The sequence below is a fragment of the Diaphorobacter sp. HDW4A genome, from assembly GCF_011305995.1.
Taxonomy (GTDB): domain Bacteria; phylum Pseudomonadota; class Gammaproteobacteria; order Burkholderiales; family Burkholderiaceae_C; genus Diaphorobacter_A.
Window position 1 is genome coordinate 2,713,394 of sequence record NZ_CP049910.1, and the last position, 15,940, is coordinate 2,729,333.

Below are 15,940 nucleotides of genomic sequence, written 5' to 3' on the forward strand. Positions count from 1 at the left end.
ATAGCCGGAGATTCAGCGGGAGGCCCGGTTGGCCTCGAACAGCCGCTTCGCCAGATCGCGAATATCGTCCGCCATGCAAAGACGTGCCAGCCAGGTCGAAGGCAGGCTGCGCGCGCCCCACATCGCCCCGGCGATCTGGCCGGTGATCGCGGCGGTAGTGTCCGCGTCGTCGCCGAGATTGGCCGCATCGAGCACCGCATCCCAGACGTTGTCGCGCCGCGCAAAGCACCAGAGCGCGGCTTCGAGGCTCTCGACCACGTAGCCCGATCCACGAATCTCGTCACGGCCCTTGCCCAGATAGCCGCCCTCGGCGATCCGCTGGATTCTGGGACTGCCCAGATTCAGCCCCGCCAGATCAAGCACCTCGCGCTTGCTGCAGCCACGCAGGGCCCGGCCCAGCGCCACGGCAAACAAGCGACAGGCATCCAGACACTCCGCAGCCCCGTGCGTGGTGCGCGAGCTGAGCGCGGCCATCTCCTGCGCGAGCGCCTCATCGCCGCAATACCGCATGGCTACGGGCGCAAGCCGCATCAGCGAGCCATTGCCCGCACTCTGCGGATCGGTACTGCCCGCCAACGGTTCACCCGTCTTGAGAAACTGCTCGACGGCGGCCCGCGTCGCCATGCCAATGTCAAAGCAGCGTCCGGTCGAACTCCAGTAGCCCCACTGGTACCAGTTCGCATAGCGCGTCATCTGGTCGTGCGGATCGCATGCACCAGTGGTCACCAGGCTCTCGGCCAGACACAGCGCCATCGAAGTGTCATCGGTCCACTGCCCCGCCTTGAGCGAAAACGGCCCGCCGCCGACCATGTCGATCAGTGGCGTGAAACTGCCGCGCGGCTGGAACTCCACCGTCGTGCCAACCGCGTCACCGCAGGCGAGGCCAAGCAGCGCGCCTTGAAAGCGATCCAGCATGTCATCGTCACTCATCACGGTCACTCCATCTTTCGTTCTTCATTGCCCCGTAGCACCGCGCAGCCGCTCGCGCGCGGCCATCAGTGCAAATCCGAGCAGATTCTGTCCGCGCCAGTTCTGCGGACGTTCGGCGTCGGGGTTGGATGCGCCCATGCCGATGCCCCAGATGCGGTCACGCGGACTGGCCTCGACCAGCACGCGATTGCCAGTGCCCAGCAGAAAGTCGCGCATCGCGGGGTTCTGGCCGAATTTGGCGACATTGCCATTCACGACGATGTCAAAGCGTTCGGCATGCCAGCGCCCCTCATCGAAATGTCGCACGCCGCGCCCCAGCTGCTTGGCGCTGGCCGGGGAACCCGCGCGCAGCACCTGCGCACGAGCCGCCTCGTCACCAAACAGGCGCGCCTTCTCGGCCATCATGAAGTGTTCGGCCGTGGGATAACGGTCACCATCGACGGTGAATTCCGCATGGAACCACTGGCTGAAGCAGCCCCTGCCGACGGAGCCATCCTTCTCGGGTTGATGGCCCCAGAAAAACAGGTATTTGGGGCGCAGGCCTGTATTGAGCTCCATGAGCAGATCGGCCACCGTTCGGATTTCGTTCTTTGCGTTGGTCATGTCGTGCACTTTCTCATGTTGGTTTTCTTGTTGAGTTCATAATAAGTTGCTTAATACAACTCAAAGCAAGTTGTACAATACAACCCAATACTCAAGACGTCAAGAGCGACTGCATGACCGTTACCGTTCCTCGCACAAAAACCAACAGAGTGCCCGACTTCCCGCGTCCATTCACCACCGTCGACGTGGTGATCTTTTCCGTCGTGGATGCTCAATTGAAGGTGCTGCTGGTTCAACGCCCTGAGGGAGACAAAGAGCCGTTTCCCGCACTGTGGGCGCTGCCCGGCGGGTTTGTGAACGTCGATCTGGATGCGGATCTCGAGACCTGCGCGCGCCGCAAGCTCAAGGAGAAGACCAGTGTGGACAGCCCCTATCTGGAGCAGCTCGGCAGCTGGGGCGGCAAGGCGCGCGATCCGCGCGGCTGGTCGGCCACGCATGTGTATTTCGCGCTGATTCCCAGCTCCGACATCACGCTCGCCAAGGGCGCAAATGCTGCCGACGTGGCGTGGTTCGAGGTCGACGAGATGCTCGACCACCCCAAGCTCGCCTTCGATCACGGCGAGATCCTGCAGACCGCCGTCGAGCGCCTGCGCGGCAAGGTCGAATACACCTCGTTGCCCGCGTTTCTGCTGGCCGAGCCCTTCACCCTGCCCCAGTTGCAGCAGGTCTACGAGACCGTGCTCGGCCGCCCGGTGGACAAGAGCGGCTTTCGCACCCGCATGCTGGCCGCGCAGTTTCTGGTGGAGGCGGGACATGTGGAGGGCACATCCAACCGCCCGGCCATGGGCTACCGGCTTGCGGACCGGAACGCGGCGGTGGTGTTTCCGCGCACATTCAGTCCACGCTCGGCATGAGCAACCGGGTGGGATTCGTGGTGGGCGCGGGTTGGAGCCGGGTTAATCCGGCTGGGCGATAGCACCCGCTTGCGTTCAGCATCCGGCGTCATATCAACCTACCGCGCCCAAGCTGCCGCGCCGAATCTGCCATGACCACCCTGCTGATCAATCATCCAGAAACCGACGAGACCGCCACGGACAAGAGCATGTTCGGCGGCGCTCCGAGCGCGCCCGCAGGTCATCTCGACTGGCCGACCTGCGGCCAGTGCGGCGGCAACATGCAGTTTCAGGGACAGTTGCAGAACGCCCTCGAATCCAGCCTGCTGCTGGTGTTCATGTGCCAGAACGATCCGGGCTGCTGCGAGGAGTGGGACGCCAACGACGGCGGCAATAAGGTGCTGGAGGTGGCCGCGCACGACCTGCAACTGGTCACGCCTTCCGAAGACGGCGAGACGGTGCGCTCCACGCGCTACGGAGCCACCTTGGTCTCGTCCGCAGAGGCGAACTACGACCGGGCCCGCGCGCAATGGTCCGATGCGGCAGGCCAGTCGCCGCGTCAGGTGCTCGGCAAGATCGGTGGCGCGCCGATGTGGATTCAGCACGACGAAACGCCTGAGTGCGACGCCTGCGGCCAGCCCATGCAGTTTTTCGCCCAGTTGGAGGAAGGACCGGACCACCGCACGGCGATGAACTTCGCCAGCGGATGCGGCTATGTCTTCCGCTGCGGCTGCACCCAACCCGCCTCAGGGAAATTTCTCTGGCAGTGCTAATGCCACCCACGGACGGCACTGAGGGCACGGGGGTTGCGAGGCGAGCAATCACCCTCCCCCCCGGAATCCGGTCGATCCTGAGATAATCGCGCCCTTATGTCTCTCCTGCCCCACCAGCTCGAACTGCTCTCCCCGGCCCGCGATGCCGACATCGGGATTGAAGCCATCAACCACGGCGCCGATGCCATCTATATCGGCGGTCCAGCCTTCGGCGCGCGCGCGACTGCGGGCAACGACATGCGCGATCTCGATCGGCTCATCAAGCATGCGCACCGCTTCGGCAGCCGTGTCTTTATCACGCTGAACACCATTCTGCGCGACGACGAACTCGAAGACGCGCGCAAGATGGCCTGGCAGATCTACGAGGCCGGAGCGGACGCGCTGATCATCCAGGACATGGGCCTGCTCGAGATCGACCTGCCGCCGATCCAGCTGCACGCCTCCACCCAAACCGACATCCGCACGCCCGAGAAGGCACGTTTTCTGCAGGACGCGGGCCTGTCGCAGATCGTGCTGGCGCGCGAGCTCGATCTCCAGCAGATCGAGGCGATCCGCGCGGCGACCGATCCGAACCGCACCACCATCGAATTCTTCGTGCACGGCGCGCTGTGCGTGGCTTATTCGGGTCAGTGCTTCATCAGCCATGCACATACTGGCCGCAGCGCCAATCGCGGCGACTGCAACCAAGCCTGCCGTTTGCCCTATGAGGTGACGGACCAGAGTGGCCGCATCATCGCGCACGAAAAGCATGTGCTGTCTATGAAGGACAACAACCAGAGCGACAACCTGCGCGCACTGATCGACGCGGGCGTACGCAGCTTCAAGATCGAAGGCCGCTACAAGGACATGGGCTATGTGAAGAACATCACGGCCCACTACCGCAAGCTGCTCGACGAGGTGATCGAGGAGCGCGAGTTCTCCGAAGCGCCGCTGGCGCGTTCATCGTCTGGCCTCACCACGCTGTTCTTCGAACCCGATCCGGACCAGAATTTCAACCGCGAATTCACCGACTACTTCGTGAACGGCCGCAAGGAAGACATCGGCGCGTTCGACACGCCCAAGACACCAGGCCGCTCGATTGGCTGGGTCACGCAAGTCGACGACAAATGGTTCGAGCTGGAAACCGCTGACAAGGACGTCGAGCTGCACAACGGCGACGGCCTCTGCTACTACGACCTGCAAAAGGAACTGGTGGGCGTGCACATCAACCGCGTGGAATGCGTGCATGCCAAAAAAGGCATCTGGCGCGCGTTCCCCAAGAACGACATCAGCGAGTTCAAGGACCTGCGCAAGGGTCTTGAGATCAACCGCAACCGCGACATGGACTGGGTGCGCACGCTCGAGAAGAAGTCGAGCGAGCGTCGCATCGGCATGTGGGCCGAGTTCAAGGAAACGGCCAACGGGTTCGCGCTCACTCTGACCGACGAAGACGGCTTTGTGGGCACCGCCGAGGTCGAGCAGGAACATCAGAGCGCCACCGACGCGGCCAAGGCGGAAGCCACTCTGCGCGAACAGCTCGGCCGCTTTGGCGCGACGATCTTCGAAGCGCACGACATCGCGCTCAATGTGTCGCAGCCCTGGTTCGTGCCCGCATCGGTGCTCAACCAACTGCGCCGCGAAGCCGTTGCGGCGCTTGAAGTCGCACGCGCCGAAGGCCTGGTGCGCCTGCCGCGCGCCGTGCCGGTCGAGCCGCCTGCAGCCTTCCCCGAAGACACGCTCACCTATCTGGCCAACGTGTTCAACCAGAAGGCGCATGACTTCTACGTGAAGCATGGCGTGAAGGTGGTCGAAGCGGCCTACGAGAGCAAGGAAGAGGAAGGCGAAGTCTCGCTGATGATCACCAAGCACTGCGTGCGCTTCTCGATGAGCCTGTGTCCCAAGCAGGCCAAGGGCGTGATCGGTGTGAAGGGCACGATCAAGGCCGAGCCGCTGCAGCTCATCAACGGCAAGGAAAAGCTCACGCTGCGCTTTGACTGCAAGCCCTGCGAAATGCACGTGGTCGGCAAGATGAAGCGCTCAGTGATGAACCAGCACGCCAAGGAAATGCAGGAGCATCCGATGCAGTTCTACCGCACGCGCCCCACACCGCGCACCGGCGTCTGAGCAGCCGAAACAGCAAGCTGATGACGCGCCGCAAAGCCCCGACCAAGGAAGAATCCGCGCTGCTGCCGCCGTTTGTGGCGCTCGCGGATTCCGCGATTCACATCCCCGCGAGCGAAGAGGATTTCGCCCGCGCCCGCACTGCCCTGCTCGCCGCACCGGTGCTGGGTTTCGACACCGAAAGCAAGCCGCTCTTCCAGGTGGGCGCCAAGGACACCGGCCCGCATCTCGTGCAGTTCGCCACGACCACGGAATGCTGGCTGCTGCAGATGCGCCACCCCGAGGCCTTCGCCCTCACCCGCGAGGTGCTCGGCAACGCGCGCATCACCAAGGCTGGCTTCGGGCTCGACAATGATCGCAGCCAACTGCAGGGCCGCCTGCAGGTCGAGATGCAGAACGTCATCGACCTCGACCGCATCTTCAAGCGCCATGGCTTCGGCGCATCGACCGGCGTGCGCGCCGCCATCGCCATGGTGCTGGTCCAGAGCCTGCGCAAGTCCAAGAAAGTGACCACCTCCAACTGGTCCAACGAACGCCTGACCGAAAGCCAGATCCGCTACGCGGCGAATGACGCGCATGCCCCGGCGATGGTGTTTGCGCATTTGACGGCGTGGGAGGCCAAGCAGCCGCTCACTCCCGCCCCCAGACAGCACACCAGACCACACACTGCGGCACAATCGGGCACATAAGCACCTCGCTCATGGTCGCGCCATTCCGCAAAATGGGATCTGGTGCGGCGCATAAGCTCATAGCGAAACCTTCGTTAGTCTCGCCGCGCCGTGCGGCAACAATCACCGTCATATCCGGACGCATTGGTGCAGGTGCACACGCGCCCGGTTCGTGTTCTGTTCAACATTTCGGAGACCTGACTCATGCGCATCGAAACCTTGGCCGTCCACGCCGGTTATTCCCCCGACCCCACCACCAAAGCCGTCGCGGTGCCGATCTACCAGACCGTCGCTTATGCGTTCGACAGCGCGCAGCATGGCGCGGATCTGTTTGATCTGAAGGTCGCGGGCAATATCTACACGCGCATCATGAATCCGACCACCGACGTGCTGGAAAAGCGCGTCGCGGCACTGGAGGGCGGCATTGCCGCACTGGCGGTGGCTTCGGGCATGGCGGCGATCACCTATGCGATCCAGACGATTGCCGAGGCGGGCGACAACATCGTCTCGGCCGCCACGCTCTACGGCGGCACCTACAACCTGTTCGCCCACACCTTCCCACAGCAAGGCATCGAGGTGCGTTTTGCTGATGCGCGCGATCCCGCAAGCTTCGGCAAGCTGATCGACGCAAAGACCAAGGCCATCTTCATCGAATCCATCGGCAATCCGCTCGGCAATGTGACGGACATCCGCGCGCTTGCCGACGTGGCCCATGCGCATGGCGTGCCGCTGATCGTCGACAACACGGTGCCCAGCCCCTACCTGCTGCGCCCCATCGAGCATGGTGCGGACATCGTCGTGCACTCGCTCACCAAATACCTCGGCGGCCACGGCACCAGCGTGGGCGGCGCCATCGTGGACAGTGGCAAGTTCCCGTGGGCCGAGCACAAGGCGCGCTTCAAGCGCCTGAACGAACCCGACGTGAGCTACCACGGCGTGGTCTACACCGAAGCGCTGGGCCCTGCCGCCTACATCGGCCGCGCGCGCGTCGTGCCACTGCGCAACATGGGCGCCGCGATCTCGCCGCAGAACGCCTTCCAGATCCTGCAGGGCATCGAGACGCTCGCGCTGCGCATGGACCGCATCTGCGAGAACACCCAGAAGATCGCCGAGACGCTGCAAAAGCACGCCAAGATCGAATGGATACGCTACGCGGGCCTCAAGGACCATCCTGATCACGCCATCGTCCAGAAGCAATCGGGCGGCCGCGCCTCGGGCATTCTGTCGTTCAGCCTCAAGTCCTCAGGTGAAGACGCGCGCGCCGCCGGTGCACGCTTTCTCGACGCGCTGCAACTGTTCACGCGTCTGGTGAACATTGGCGACGCCAAGTCGCTGGCCACGCACCCCGCCTCCACCACCCACCGCCAGCTCGACGCTGCGGAACTCGCCAAGGCCGGAGTGACCGAGGGCATGGTGCGCCTGTCGGTGGGCATCGAACACATTGACGATCTGCTGGCGGATCTGGACCAAGCGCTCGCAGCGGTTTAAACCATCAGCAGCGACAGCACTCGCCGCGTTCTCGGCGGGTGCCTCATTCACAAATCCCGCGCGAGTCGCACCCCCGCAAACTGCCAGCGAGCCGTGGTCGGAAAGAAATTGCGGTAGCTCGCGCGGATGTGGTCAGATGGCGTGGCGCAGGAGCCGCCGCGCAGCACGTACTGATTGACCATGAACTTGCCGTTGTACTCGCCTACCGCGCCCCCGGCCGGCGTAAATCCCGGATAGGCATCGTAGCTCGACCGTGTCCACTGCCACACGTTGCCAAAGAGCTGAGGCGCGCCCTGCTCTGCAGCAGGATGGAACACCCCGCTGTCCGCAAATTGCCCGCTGAAAGGTATCGACTCCGCCTGAGCCACAGCCTCCCACTCCGCCTCGGTCGGCAGTCGTGCGCCGCTCCAGCGCGCATAGGCATCGGCCTCAAAATACGAGAGATGCACAACGGGTTGCTGCAGCGCAAGATCGACCGCACCGTGCAGCGTGAACTCCCGCCAGAGCGCGTCGTCGTTCCCTTGCGCTCGCCGCCAGTACTGGGGCGCATGAATGGTGTTGGCCTCGCGCCAGTCCCAGCCCTGCGCCAACCACAGCGCGGGCTGTTCGTATCCTCCATCCTGCATGAACCCCAAATAGTCGCCATTGGTCACGAGGCGCGAACAGAGCGCGAACGGTTCCAGGTAGACGCGATGGCGCGGCGATTCATTGTCGAAGCCAAAGCCTTCACCGGCATGCCCGATCTGCTCGAGTCCACCGAGGTGGGAGATCCATGCGGGCTGTGCAGGTGGTGATGCAACCACCTGCGGCCACTGGACAGTGCGATACATCGGCCATAGCGGATGGCATGAAAGCAAGTGCTTGATGTCCATGAGAACCAGCTCCTGATGCTGCTGCTCATGCTGCAGACCGAGCTCGATGAGTGCAAGGCATGCGGCATCTTCACAGCGCGCGAGCAGACGTTGCATGCGTTCATCCACCGCTGCGCGGTAGCGCAACACGGAAGCGAGGTCAGGCCTCGTGATCAGGCCACGCTGCGGCCTCGGGTGCTGCGCGCCGACACCATGGTAGTACGAGTTGAACAGCACGCGGAAGGCCGGATCGAATGGTGCGAAATTCGGCTCGAATCGCTCCAGCACAAAGGTTTCGAAGAACCAGGTGGAGTGCGCCAGATGCCATTTCACCGGACTCGCATCCGCCATGGATTGGGCGCAGCAGTCTTCGGTAGACAGCGGTTCGGCCAACTGACAGGTCGCGGCGCGAACGCGACCAAAGCGCGCCGCCATGTTCTGTTCGAGATCGCGCACTGGGGTCAGCATAGCGACTCACTGCTGCCACGCATGGATCAGCGCAACCCAGCCCTGCTCGTCGGTCCAGCTGCGATGCTTGGAAAAACCCGCGAGCGCAAGCAACGAGGCAAAGGCCGCGAGGGAGTGCTTATAGCTGTTCTCGGTATGGATGCGCTCACCGGCCGCGAAGTCCCGACCGCCACCCGGCCAGCGCACGCTTTGCGCCGTCTGCGCTGCGAGGTGCATTTCCACGCGCGAGTGACTTGCATCGAAAAACGCGCGATGGCGCCAATGTTCGGGCACAAAATCGCTGCCTATGCGCCGGTTCACATGCGCGAGCACATTGCGATTGAACGCCGCCGTGACACCTGCCGCGTCGTCATACGCGGCCTGCAGAAGATGCACAGGCTTGGGCAGGTCAATGCCGATCAGCAGGCCGCCGCCGTCTTCGGGCGCACCCAGTAGTTGCCGCATCTGCGCGAGCAGCCGCACCGCCTGAGCAGGCTCAAAATTGCCGATGGATGAGCCCGGGTAGAACACCAGCCGCTGGCCCGTTGGCACATCGCCGGGCAAGTGCACCGGCTGCGTGATGTCGGCTGCCACGGCCCGCGCGTGCATCCACGGCATATCAGACTGCATGTTTCGCACAGACTCCTGCAGATGATCGGACGAGATGTCGATGCCGACGAATTCGCGCGCTTGCAGCAATAGGCACAGCGCGCGCGCCTTCTCGCAATTGCCTGCACCGGGCTCAATCACCACGCCACCCTTGCCCACCGATTCAGTGATCGCGCCGGCATGGCGCTGCAGGATGGATCGCTCCACGCGCGTGACGTAGTACTCGGGCAGCCGCGTGATGTCCTCGAACAGCGCGGACCCGCGTTCGTCGTAGAAATACTTGGGCGAAATCTCGGCCTTGGGCTGCATCAGCCCGTCAGTGATAGCGCGCACCTCGGTCAGCGCGGCACGCGACCACAAGGCGGCACCCTCATCGGCGGCGACATGGCTGGACGTTGCGTCAGGAGTGACGGTTGCGTAGTCGTCGACGTCGCCATGTGAGTCGGGCGAAAGACGCGAATTCAAGGACATGTCCGCGAGCGTAAGAGCACGCCACCCGTCTGCCGCGCCAGCGGCGACGCATTCCAGCCGTAGGAATCGCCTTGCACAGGCCTGGGCTGACTTTACGCCGCTAGTGAAAACCCTGAGATCCAAAACCATCAGTCGCACTATCATCACTTTAGAACAATGGTTCTGCAGAATAGAACCAAAAAAAGAACTGTACGTTGCAACAGCCACCCATCTTGGTCCATCGGCTGAGCGTTATTCAGTAAAAAGACTACCAAGGAGCACAAGCGATGAGCCATGAATCCCTGCTGCGGAGTTTTGAGTCCATCCCAACACATGTGAACCAGAACGCATATCTGATTCACCGAGGCCGTTTCATGAATGCGCTGATCAAAATTTCCGTTGGAGAAACCGTCTATCTGATGGATATCCAGCAAGGTCGCATTGCGAATCTGACCCGGAAAATGCCACTGTTTCAAACAGCGGATCTGGTGATTGCCGCAAGCGACGAAGCCTGGAATGCACTCTGGGAGAGATTCCCCAAAGCAGGCTGGCACGACCTGTTCGCGCTGCACAAACGCGGGGTCATGCGCATCGAAGGTGAATCCCAAGTGCTATTTACCCATCTGCAATACATCAAAGATGTATTGAACACCCCACGCCATTTTCACGGTGTCTGAAACGGGAGCATCAATTGAAGAATATGCACGGAACCATCGAGCCCATCTGCGGGAAATATGTGCACGTGGACATCCTGGGTGAAACCTGCCGCGTGTATTTCGAAGAAAACGGCCAAGGCATACCCCTACTGTGCCTGCACACTGCAGGGTCCGATGCACGCCAGTTCAGGCATCTGCTGTGCGACGAGGAAATCACCCGCACATACCGCGTGATCGCCTTCGATATGCCATGGCACGGCAAGTCCTACCCTCCCGTCGGCTTCCAGAACCACGATTACGAGCTGACCACCGAGCGCTACGTACAGACCATTCGCGCGTTTTCCTCGGCGCTGAGGCTGGACAAGCCCGTGGTCATGGGCTGCTCGATTGGCGGGCGCATCGTGCTGCAGCTCGCGCATGCACACGGCGATGAATTCAAGGCACTGATCGGACTGGAAGGCGCTGATTTTCAACACCCTTGGTATGACACGAGCTGGCTGAACCGCCCAGACGTGCATGGCGGTGAAGTCTGCGCAGCGCTGGTGTCCGGCTTGGTCGCTCCACAAAGCCCCGATGAATATCGCTACGAAACCCTCTGGCAATACAAGCAAGGCGGCCCCGGCATTTTCAAGGGCGATCTGTATTTCTACCGCGTCGATTCTGATCTGCGCGGAAAGCTCGGCGGAATCAATACCGCCAAAACACCGCTGTATCTGCTGACGGGCGAATACGACTTTTCCTGCAGCCCCGAAGACACGATTCGCACCGCCCAGAGCATTCCGGGCGCCAAGGTCACCATCATGGAACAGGTAGGGCATTTTCCGATGAGCGAAAACCCGGCGCAGTTCCGTCAATACATCCTGCCAGTGCTGAACGACATCGCTGAACGTAGCGCCAGCGTCTGAAACCCCATTTCCACCCATACAAGGAGAACCCCATGAAGAAGATACTCGCCGTTTCGCTGATGTGCCTGGCAGGCACTTCGTTCGCACAGGAAGAACTCAAGGTCGGCGCCATCGTCACTTTGTCTGGCGCTGGAGCCGCGTGGGGGCAGGCCATGCTCTACGCGACGGAACTTGCGGCCGACGATGTGAACGCCAAGGGTGGTCTTGACGTGGGCGGCAAGAAGTACAAAGTCAAGGTCGTGCCGTATGACGACAAGTACCAGGCGGGCGAGGCGGTGACCGCGGCCAACCGTCTGGTGTTCGAAGACAAGGTCAAGTACATCATCGGCCCCGTGGGCTCGGCGGGCGCGCTGGCCGTGACGCCCATCGTCGACAAAAACAAGGTCGTGATGCTGACGCTCGGCTTCACCGACAAGGCGCTCGGCAAGGATAAGCCGTTCAACTTCCGCCCCAACCTGACGACGATGGAGACCTCGCAGCCGCAGATCAACTGGATCGTGAAGGCCAAGGGCGTCAAGAAGGTCGGCGGTCTGTTCCCGAACGACGAGACCGGCCAGCAGATCGCGCAGGATCTGGAGAAGGCCTACAGCAAGGCCGGCGCGCAGCTCAACGCCAAGGAATTCTTCGAGCGCGAGCGCGTGGACATGATGCCGCTGCTCACCCGTCTGATGGCCAAGGGCGTGGACGCCATCGAGCTCGACGGCAACGCGCCGGGCACGGCCGGGCTGATCGTCAAGCAGGCGCGCGAGTTGGGCTTCAAGGGCATCATCATCCGCAGCGGCGGCCCGGCCACGCCGGAGATCGTCAACGTCGCGGGCGCGGGCGCCACCAACGGCATGCTGGTGAACACGCCGATCAATCCCGCCAACGCGGCGGTGAAGGCCTATTCCGACCGCTACTTCGCCAAGTACAAGAAGCGCATGAACGGCTTCAGCCCCGCGTTCTACGACGGCACGCACATGCTGTTCCAGGCGATGAGCGCCGCTGGCACCACGACCGACACCGACAAGGTGCGCGTCGCGCTCGAGAACATCAAAGACTTCAAGGGCATTCTAGGCACGCTGAACTGGACTGGCGGCGAGGTCTACGGCGCCGCACACCAGATCAGCGCCCCGTTCTACATCGCCCGCGTGCAGGACGGACAGGAAGTGATCGAGGCCACCTGCTCGCTCACCGAATGCAAGTGACAACGCACGCGTGAATCGGGGATACCGCCGTGGACTTTACTTTTCTGATCGGCCAGGCGCTGACCAATGGACTCATCATCGGCTTGCTCTACCTGCTGATGGCCATTGGCTTCACGCTGGTTTTTGGCGTGATGCGGGTCGTGAACTTCGCGCATGGCGAGTTCTACATGCTGGGCGCGTTCTCGGCCTATGTGTGCGTCACCAAACTGGCTCTACCCTTTCTCGCGGCGGTGCTCGCGACCTTCGTGCTCACGCTCATCCTCGGCTGGCTCATCGAGGTGGTCGTGATGAAGGGCTTTCGCGGTGACGAGCTCAACGGCATGATCGCCACCATCGGCCTCGCGATGATCCTGCAGAACGGCGCGCTGATGGTCTTCGGCCCCGATCCGCAATCCATGCCCGCCGTGGCAGAAGGCGTGCTCGCGCTTGGGCCCGTGATGGTGCCGATGTCGCGCCTCTACGTGGTGGCGTTCTCCATCGTCGTGCTGATCGTGCTCTACGTCTTTCTCATGCACAGCAAGGGCGGACGCGCATTGCGCGCCGTGGTGCAGGACATCGAGATCGCCAACGCCCAGGGCATTCGCTCGCAGCTCATGTATCCGCTCGGCTTCGGCATCGGCGTGGCGCTGGCCGCCGTCGCCGGTGCGCTGATGGCGCCGGTGTTCTCCGTGTCGCCAAGCATCGGCTCGACGCCGCTGCTCAAGGCCTTCATCGTGGTGATTCTCGGCGGTCTCGGCAGCATTCCCGGCGCGGCGCTCGCGGCCTTGTTGCTCGGCGTGTTCGAGAGCGTGGCCAACACCTTCATGTCCAGCAGTTTCTCGGACATGCTGCTCTTCGGTTTCGTGATCCTGATGCTGATCTTCCGCCCAGCAGGTCTGCTCGGAAAGGCGGGTCGCTGACTCCATGAACGCTTCTCCCGCAACCCACTCCCGCAACGAAAGTCAAGGCGTGCCCACAACAACGTCGCAACCCACCAAGAACGCCATCAAGGGCGGGCGCTGGTCGACCTGGATTCCCGGTTTGCTGGTGCTCTTCGCCCTGCCTCTCCTACTGGCAGGCAACCCGTTCTACATCCATTTGGCGGTACTCATCTGCCTGAACATCATCTTCGTGAACGGTCTTGCGCTGATCAACCGCACGGGGCAGCTCTCGTTCTGCCATGCGGCATTCATGGGCATGGGTGCATTCGTCGCGGTGATCTGCACCACGCGTTTTCATACACCGTTCTTCATCTCGGTGATCGCGGGCGTGATTGCCTCGATGCTCATCGCCTTTCTGCTTGGCGCGGTGATTCTGCGGTTGCAAGGCGTGTATTTCGTGCTCGTGACTTTCTGCTTCGGAGAGCTGACCCGGCTCGTGTTGCTCGAAGGTGGTGACCTCACCGGCGGCGCTAACGGCATCGCCAACATTCCGCCCGCCAGTCTGTTCGGTTTCACGTTTGACTCCAAGCTGTCGTTCTACTGTTTGGCAGCGGTTTGCGCCTTCCTGTCCGTTGTGCTGCTGATCGCGTTGTTCAAGACGCCCAAAGGCAACTCGCTCGACGCCGTGGGCGACAACCCCGACCTCGCCGAAGCCAGCGGCATCAGCATCCAGGGCTCGCAGATGTTCGCTTTCGTGCTCGGCAGCGCCTTCGCGGGCTTTGCGGGCGCGCTGCTCGCCCACTACCTCGGTTTCGTCTCGCCTGAGTCGTTCAACCAGCACATCTCGGTGGCCGCCATCATCATGCTGGTGATCGGCGGACGCGGCTCGGTGCTCGGCCCGATTCTCGGCGCGCTGATCATGACGCCGCTGCCCGAGCTGTTCCGCAGCGCCATCGAGACGCAGAACATCATGTACGGCATCACGCTGATCCTCGTGCTCAAGTTCCTGCCGATGGGTCTGGTCGGCATCGGTGCCAAGCGCTTCGGCAAGGGAGGCAAGTGATGACGACTGCAACGGCAACGGCAACGGCTACAAACACCTTGCTCAAAGTCGAAGGACTGTCCAAGACCTTCGGCGGCCTCGCCGCCGTGCGTGACCTGAGCTTCGAGCTGAAAGAAGGCGAGATCGTCGGCCTGATCGGCCCGAACGGCGCGGGCAAGAGCACCGCGTTCAACATGATCAGCGGATCGCTTGCGCCCACCGCCGGAACCATCGTCTTCGCGGGCGAGAACATCACCGGCAGAAAGCCCAGCCATGTGGTCAAACATGGTCTCGCGCGCACGTTCCAATCGGCCACGGTCTACCCGAAATCCACGGTCTACGAGAACGTTCATCGCGGCGCGCTCTGCCATTTCGGCGTACCCGTATGGGCGCAGATCGCGCAGACCGGGGCCTACAAGGCGGCCCTGCGGCGCACGCGCGAGCAGGTGGACAAGGTGCTGGAGATCACCGGCCTCGCGCCCTATCGCGACGAGATCGCGGGCGAGCTGGCCTACGGACACCAGAAGCGCATCGGCGTGGCCATCGGATTGGCGACCAGCCCGCGCCTCCTGCTGCTCGACGAGCCCGCCGCGGGCCTGAACCCCGAGGAATGCGCCGAATTCGGCCGACTGTTGAAGACCTTGCGCGACGAGCACCGCATATCGCTGCTGTTCGTCGAGCACCACATGGCATTGGTGATGGGTACCTGCGAAAAGATCATCGTTCTCGTGCAGGGACAGAAGATCGCGCAAGGCACGGCGGAGGAAATCCGCAACCACCCGGCCGTGATCGAAGCCTATCTGGGAGTGGATGAAGATGCGCACGCTTGAGGTCAAGGACATCGTCGTCCACTACGGACTGGTCGAGGCGCTGCATGGCGTGAGCTTCCAGATCGACGCGGGCAAGATCGTCGCGCTCGTGGGCTCCAACGGCGCGGGCAAAAGCACCACGCTCAAGGCGCTGATGGGGCTGAAGAAGCTCACATCGGGCTCTTTGACACTCGATGGAAAACGCATTGACGCGATGAATTCCGCCGAGCGCGTGAGCATGGGCATCGCGCTCTCGCCCGAAGGCCGGCGGCTGTTTCCGCGCATGTCGGTCTGGGAAAACCTGATGGTCGGTGCGCACACGGTAAGTTCATCGCAGCAGCGCAACGAGTCGCTCGAACGCGTCTACGCGCTGTTCCCGCGCGTGAAGGAGCGGCGCGAGCAGATGGCGGGATCGCTCTCGGGCGGCGAGCAGCAGATGGTCGCCATCGGCCGCGCGATGATGTCGAATCCGCAGATCCTGATGCTCGACGAGCCCTCGCTGGGCATCGCGCCCAAGATCGTCTCGGAGATCGCGCAGGCCATCAAACGGCTAAACCAGGAAACCGGCGTCTCGGTGATTCTGGTCGAGCAGAATGCGCGACTGGCGCTCAAGATGGCGGACGACGCCTACGTGTTCGAGCAGGGTCTCGTGATCCGCGCGGGCTCGGGCCAGGAACTGCTGAACGACCCGTTCGTGCAGAAGGCCTTCCTCGGCATCTAAACAGCAAA

At 62.6% G+C, this 15,940-nt stretch carries 16 protein-coding genes; 12 read left to right on the forward strand and 4 right to left on the reverse strand.

What is annotated here, in order from left to right; all coding sequences use genetic code 11:
• Positions 1-12: 12 nt before the first annotated feature.
• Positions 13-930, reverse strand: a complete 918-nt coding sequence (locus tag G7047_RS12270; RefSeq protein WP_240939469.1) for an ADP-ribosylglycohydrolase family protein — start codon at positions 928-930, stop codon at positions 13-15.
• A gap of 24 nt (positions 931-954) precedes the next feature.
• A complete protein-coding gene (locus G7047_RS12275) occupies positions 955-1,533 on the reverse strand; it encodes an NADAR family protein (RefSeq protein ID WP_166305580.1) in 579 nt (192 codons plus the stop codon).
• A gap of 113 nt (positions 1,534-1,646) precedes the next feature.
• Between G7047_RS12275 and G7047_RS12280 the strand changes: the two genes are divergently transcribed.
• The 5 genes from G7047_RS12280 to G7047_RS12300 all read left to right on the forward strand — a co-directional run bounded on the left by G7047_RS12280 (position 1,647) and on the right by G7047_RS12300 (position 7,395).
• Positions 1,647-2,387: an NUDIX domain-containing protein gene (locus G7047_RS12280; RefSeq protein ID WP_166305583.1), complete on the forward strand. Its 741-nt coding sequence runs from the start codon at positions 1,647-1,649 to the stop codon at positions 2,385-2,387.
• Between the two features lie 131 nt (positions 2,388-2,518).
• Positions 2,519-3,139, forward strand: coding sequence for a hypothetical protein (locus G7047_RS12285; protein ID WP_205904775.1), 621 nt, complete (start codon positions 2,519-2,521; stop codon positions 3,137-3,139).
• A 96-nt stretch (positions 3,140-3,235) separates the two neighbouring features.
• Positions 3,236-5,242 carry a U32 family peptidase gene (locus G7047_RS12290; protein ID WP_166305586.1) on the forward strand — a complete coding sequence of 669 codons (2,007 nt, stop codon included), beginning with the start codon at positions 3,236-3,238 and terminating at the stop codon, positions 5,240-5,242.
• A 20-nt stretch (positions 5,243-5,262) separates the two neighbouring features.
• The gene (locus G7047_RS12295; RefSeq protein WP_166305589.1) at positions 5,263-5,928 is read left to right on the forward strand and encodes a 3'-5' exonuclease; all 666 of its coding nucleotides are present in this window, start codon (positions 5,263-5,265) and stop codon (positions 5,926-5,928) included.
• A 183-nt stretch (positions 5,929-6,111) separates the two neighbouring features.
• Positions 6,112-7,395, forward strand: coding sequence for an O-acetylhomoserine aminocarboxypropyltransferase/cysteine synthase family protein (locus tag G7047_RS12300; protein WP_166305592.1), 1,284 nt, complete (start codon positions 6,112-6,114; stop codon positions 7,393-7,395).
• 47 nt (positions 7,396-7,442) lie between these two features.
• Here G7047_RS12300 and egtB read toward each other — a convergent pair whose 3' ends face one another.
• Both egtB and egtD read right to left on the reverse strand, forming a co-directional pair.
• Entirely contained in the window at positions 7,443-8,714 is a 1,272-nt protein-coding gene (egtB, locus tag G7047_RS12305) for an ergothioneine biosynthesis protein EgtB (RefSeq protein WP_166305596.1), read from the reverse strand.
• 6 nt (positions 8,715-8,720) lie between these two features.
• Positions 8,721-9,662: an L-histidine N(alpha)-methyltransferase gene (gene egtD / locus G7047_RS12310; RefSeq protein ID WP_256376851.1), complete on the reverse strand. Its 942-nt coding sequence runs from the start codon at positions 9,660-9,662 to the stop codon at positions 8,721-8,723.
• Between the two features lie 377 nt (positions 9,663-10,039).
• On the opposite strand from egtD, the gene G7047_RS12315 reads away from it, so the two are divergent.
• From G7047_RS12315 to G7047_RS12345, 7 genes are read left to right on the forward strand one after another with little or no spacing between them, the layout of a single operon-like run.
• Positions 10,040-10,429 carry a hypothetical protein gene (locus G7047_RS12315; protein WP_166305603.1) on the forward strand — a complete coding sequence of 130 codons (390 nt, stop codon included), beginning with the start codon at positions 10,040-10,042 and terminating at the stop codon, positions 10,427-10,429.
• Between the two features lie 23 nt (positions 10,430-10,452).
• Positions 10,453-11,313 (forward strand): alpha/beta fold hydrolase, encoded by an 861-nt coding sequence (locus G7047_RS12320; RefSeq protein WP_166312038.1) that lies wholly within the window; start codon positions 10,453-10,455, stop codon positions 11,311-11,313.
• A 32-nt stretch (positions 11,314-11,345) separates the two neighbouring features.
• Complete coding sequence (locus tag G7047_RS12325; RefSeq protein WP_166305606.1) at positions 11,346-12,500, forward strand: ABC transporter substrate-binding protein; 1,155 nt, start codon at positions 11,346-11,348, stop codon at positions 12,498-12,500.
• Between the two features lie 29 nt (positions 12,501-12,529).
• Positions 12,530-13,399: a branched-chain amino acid ABC transporter permease gene (locus G7047_RS12330; protein WP_166305609.1), complete on the forward strand. Its 870-nt coding sequence runs from the start codon at positions 12,530-12,532 to the stop codon at positions 13,397-13,399.
• A 4-nt stretch (positions 13,400-13,403) separates the two neighbouring features.
• Positions 13,404-14,423, forward strand: a complete 1,020-nt coding sequence (locus G7047_RS12335; RefSeq protein WP_166305612.1) for a branched-chain amino acid ABC transporter permease — start codon at positions 13,404-13,406, stop codon at positions 14,421-14,423.
• Positions 14,423-15,232: an ABC transporter ATP-binding protein gene (locus G7047_RS12340; protein WP_166305615.1), complete on the forward strand. Its 810-nt coding sequence runs from the start codon at positions 14,423-14,425 to the stop codon at positions 15,230-15,232. Before G7047_RS12335 ends, G7047_RS12340 begins: the two co-directional genes overlap by 1 nt.
• Positions 15,219-15,932, forward strand: coding sequence for an ABC transporter ATP-binding protein (locus G7047_RS12345; RefSeq protein ID WP_166305618.1), 714 nt, complete (start codon positions 15,219-15,221; stop codon positions 15,930-15,932). The genes G7047_RS12340 and G7047_RS12345 overlap by 14 nt, the downstream gene beginning before the upstream one ends.
• Positions 15,933-15,940: the final 8 nt, after the last annotated feature.

Bases quoted from the DNA above. Each gene is read 5' to 3' on its own strand.
- G7047_RS12270 (WP_240939469.1), bottom strand. From the start codon at position 930: ATGAGTGACGATGACATGCTGGATCGCTTTCAAGGCGCGCTGCTTGGC.
- G7047_RS12275 (WP_166305580.1), bottom strand. From the start codon at position 1,533: ATGACCAACGCAAAGAACGAAATCCGAACGGTGGCCGATCTGCTCATG.
- G7047_RS12280 (WP_166305583.1), top strand. From the start codon at position 1,647: ATGACCGTTACCGTTCCTCGCACAAAAACCAACAGAGTGCCCGACTTC.
- G7047_RS12285 (WP_205904775.1), top strand. From the start codon at position 2,519: ATGACCACCCTGCTGATCAATCATCCAGAAACCGACGAGACCGCCACG.
- G7047_RS12290 (WP_166305586.1), top strand. From the start codon at position 3,236: ATGTCTCTCCTGCCCCACCAGCTCGAACTGCTCTCCCCGGCCCGCGAT.
- G7047_RS12295 (WP_166305589.1), top strand. From the start codon at position 5,263: ATGACGCGCCGCAAAGCCCCGACCAAGGAAGAATCCGCGCTGCTGCCG.
- G7047_RS12300 (WP_166305592.1), top strand. From the start codon at position 6,112: ATGCGCATCGAAACCTTGGCCGTCCACGCCGGTTATTCCCCCGACCCC.
- egtB (WP_166305596.1), bottom strand. From the start codon at position 8,714: ATGCTGACCCCAGTGCGCGATCTCGAACAGAACATGGCGGCGCGCTTT.
- G7047_RS12315 (WP_166305603.1), top strand. From the start codon at position 10,040: ATGAGCCATGAATCCCTGCTGCGGAGTTTTGAGTCCATCCCAACACAT.
- G7047_RS12320 (WP_166312038.1), top strand. From the start codon at position 10,453: ATGCACGGAACCATCGAGCCCATCTGCGGGAAATATGTGCACGTGGAC.
- G7047_RS12325 (WP_166305606.1), top strand. From the start codon at position 11,346: ATGAAGAAGATACTCGCCGTTTCGCTGATGTGCCTGGCAGGCACTTCG.
- G7047_RS12335 (WP_166305612.1), top strand. From the start codon at position 13,404: ATGAACGCTTCTCCCGCAACCCACTCCCGCAACGAAAGTCAAGGCGTG.
- G7047_RS12340 (WP_166305615.1), top strand. From the start codon at position 14,423: ATGACGACTGCAACGGCAACGGCAACGGCTACAAACACCTTGCTCAAA.
- G7047_RS12345 (WP_166305618.1), top strand. From the start codon at position 15,219: ATGCGCACGCTTGAGGTCAAGGACATCGTCGTCCACTACGGACTGGTC.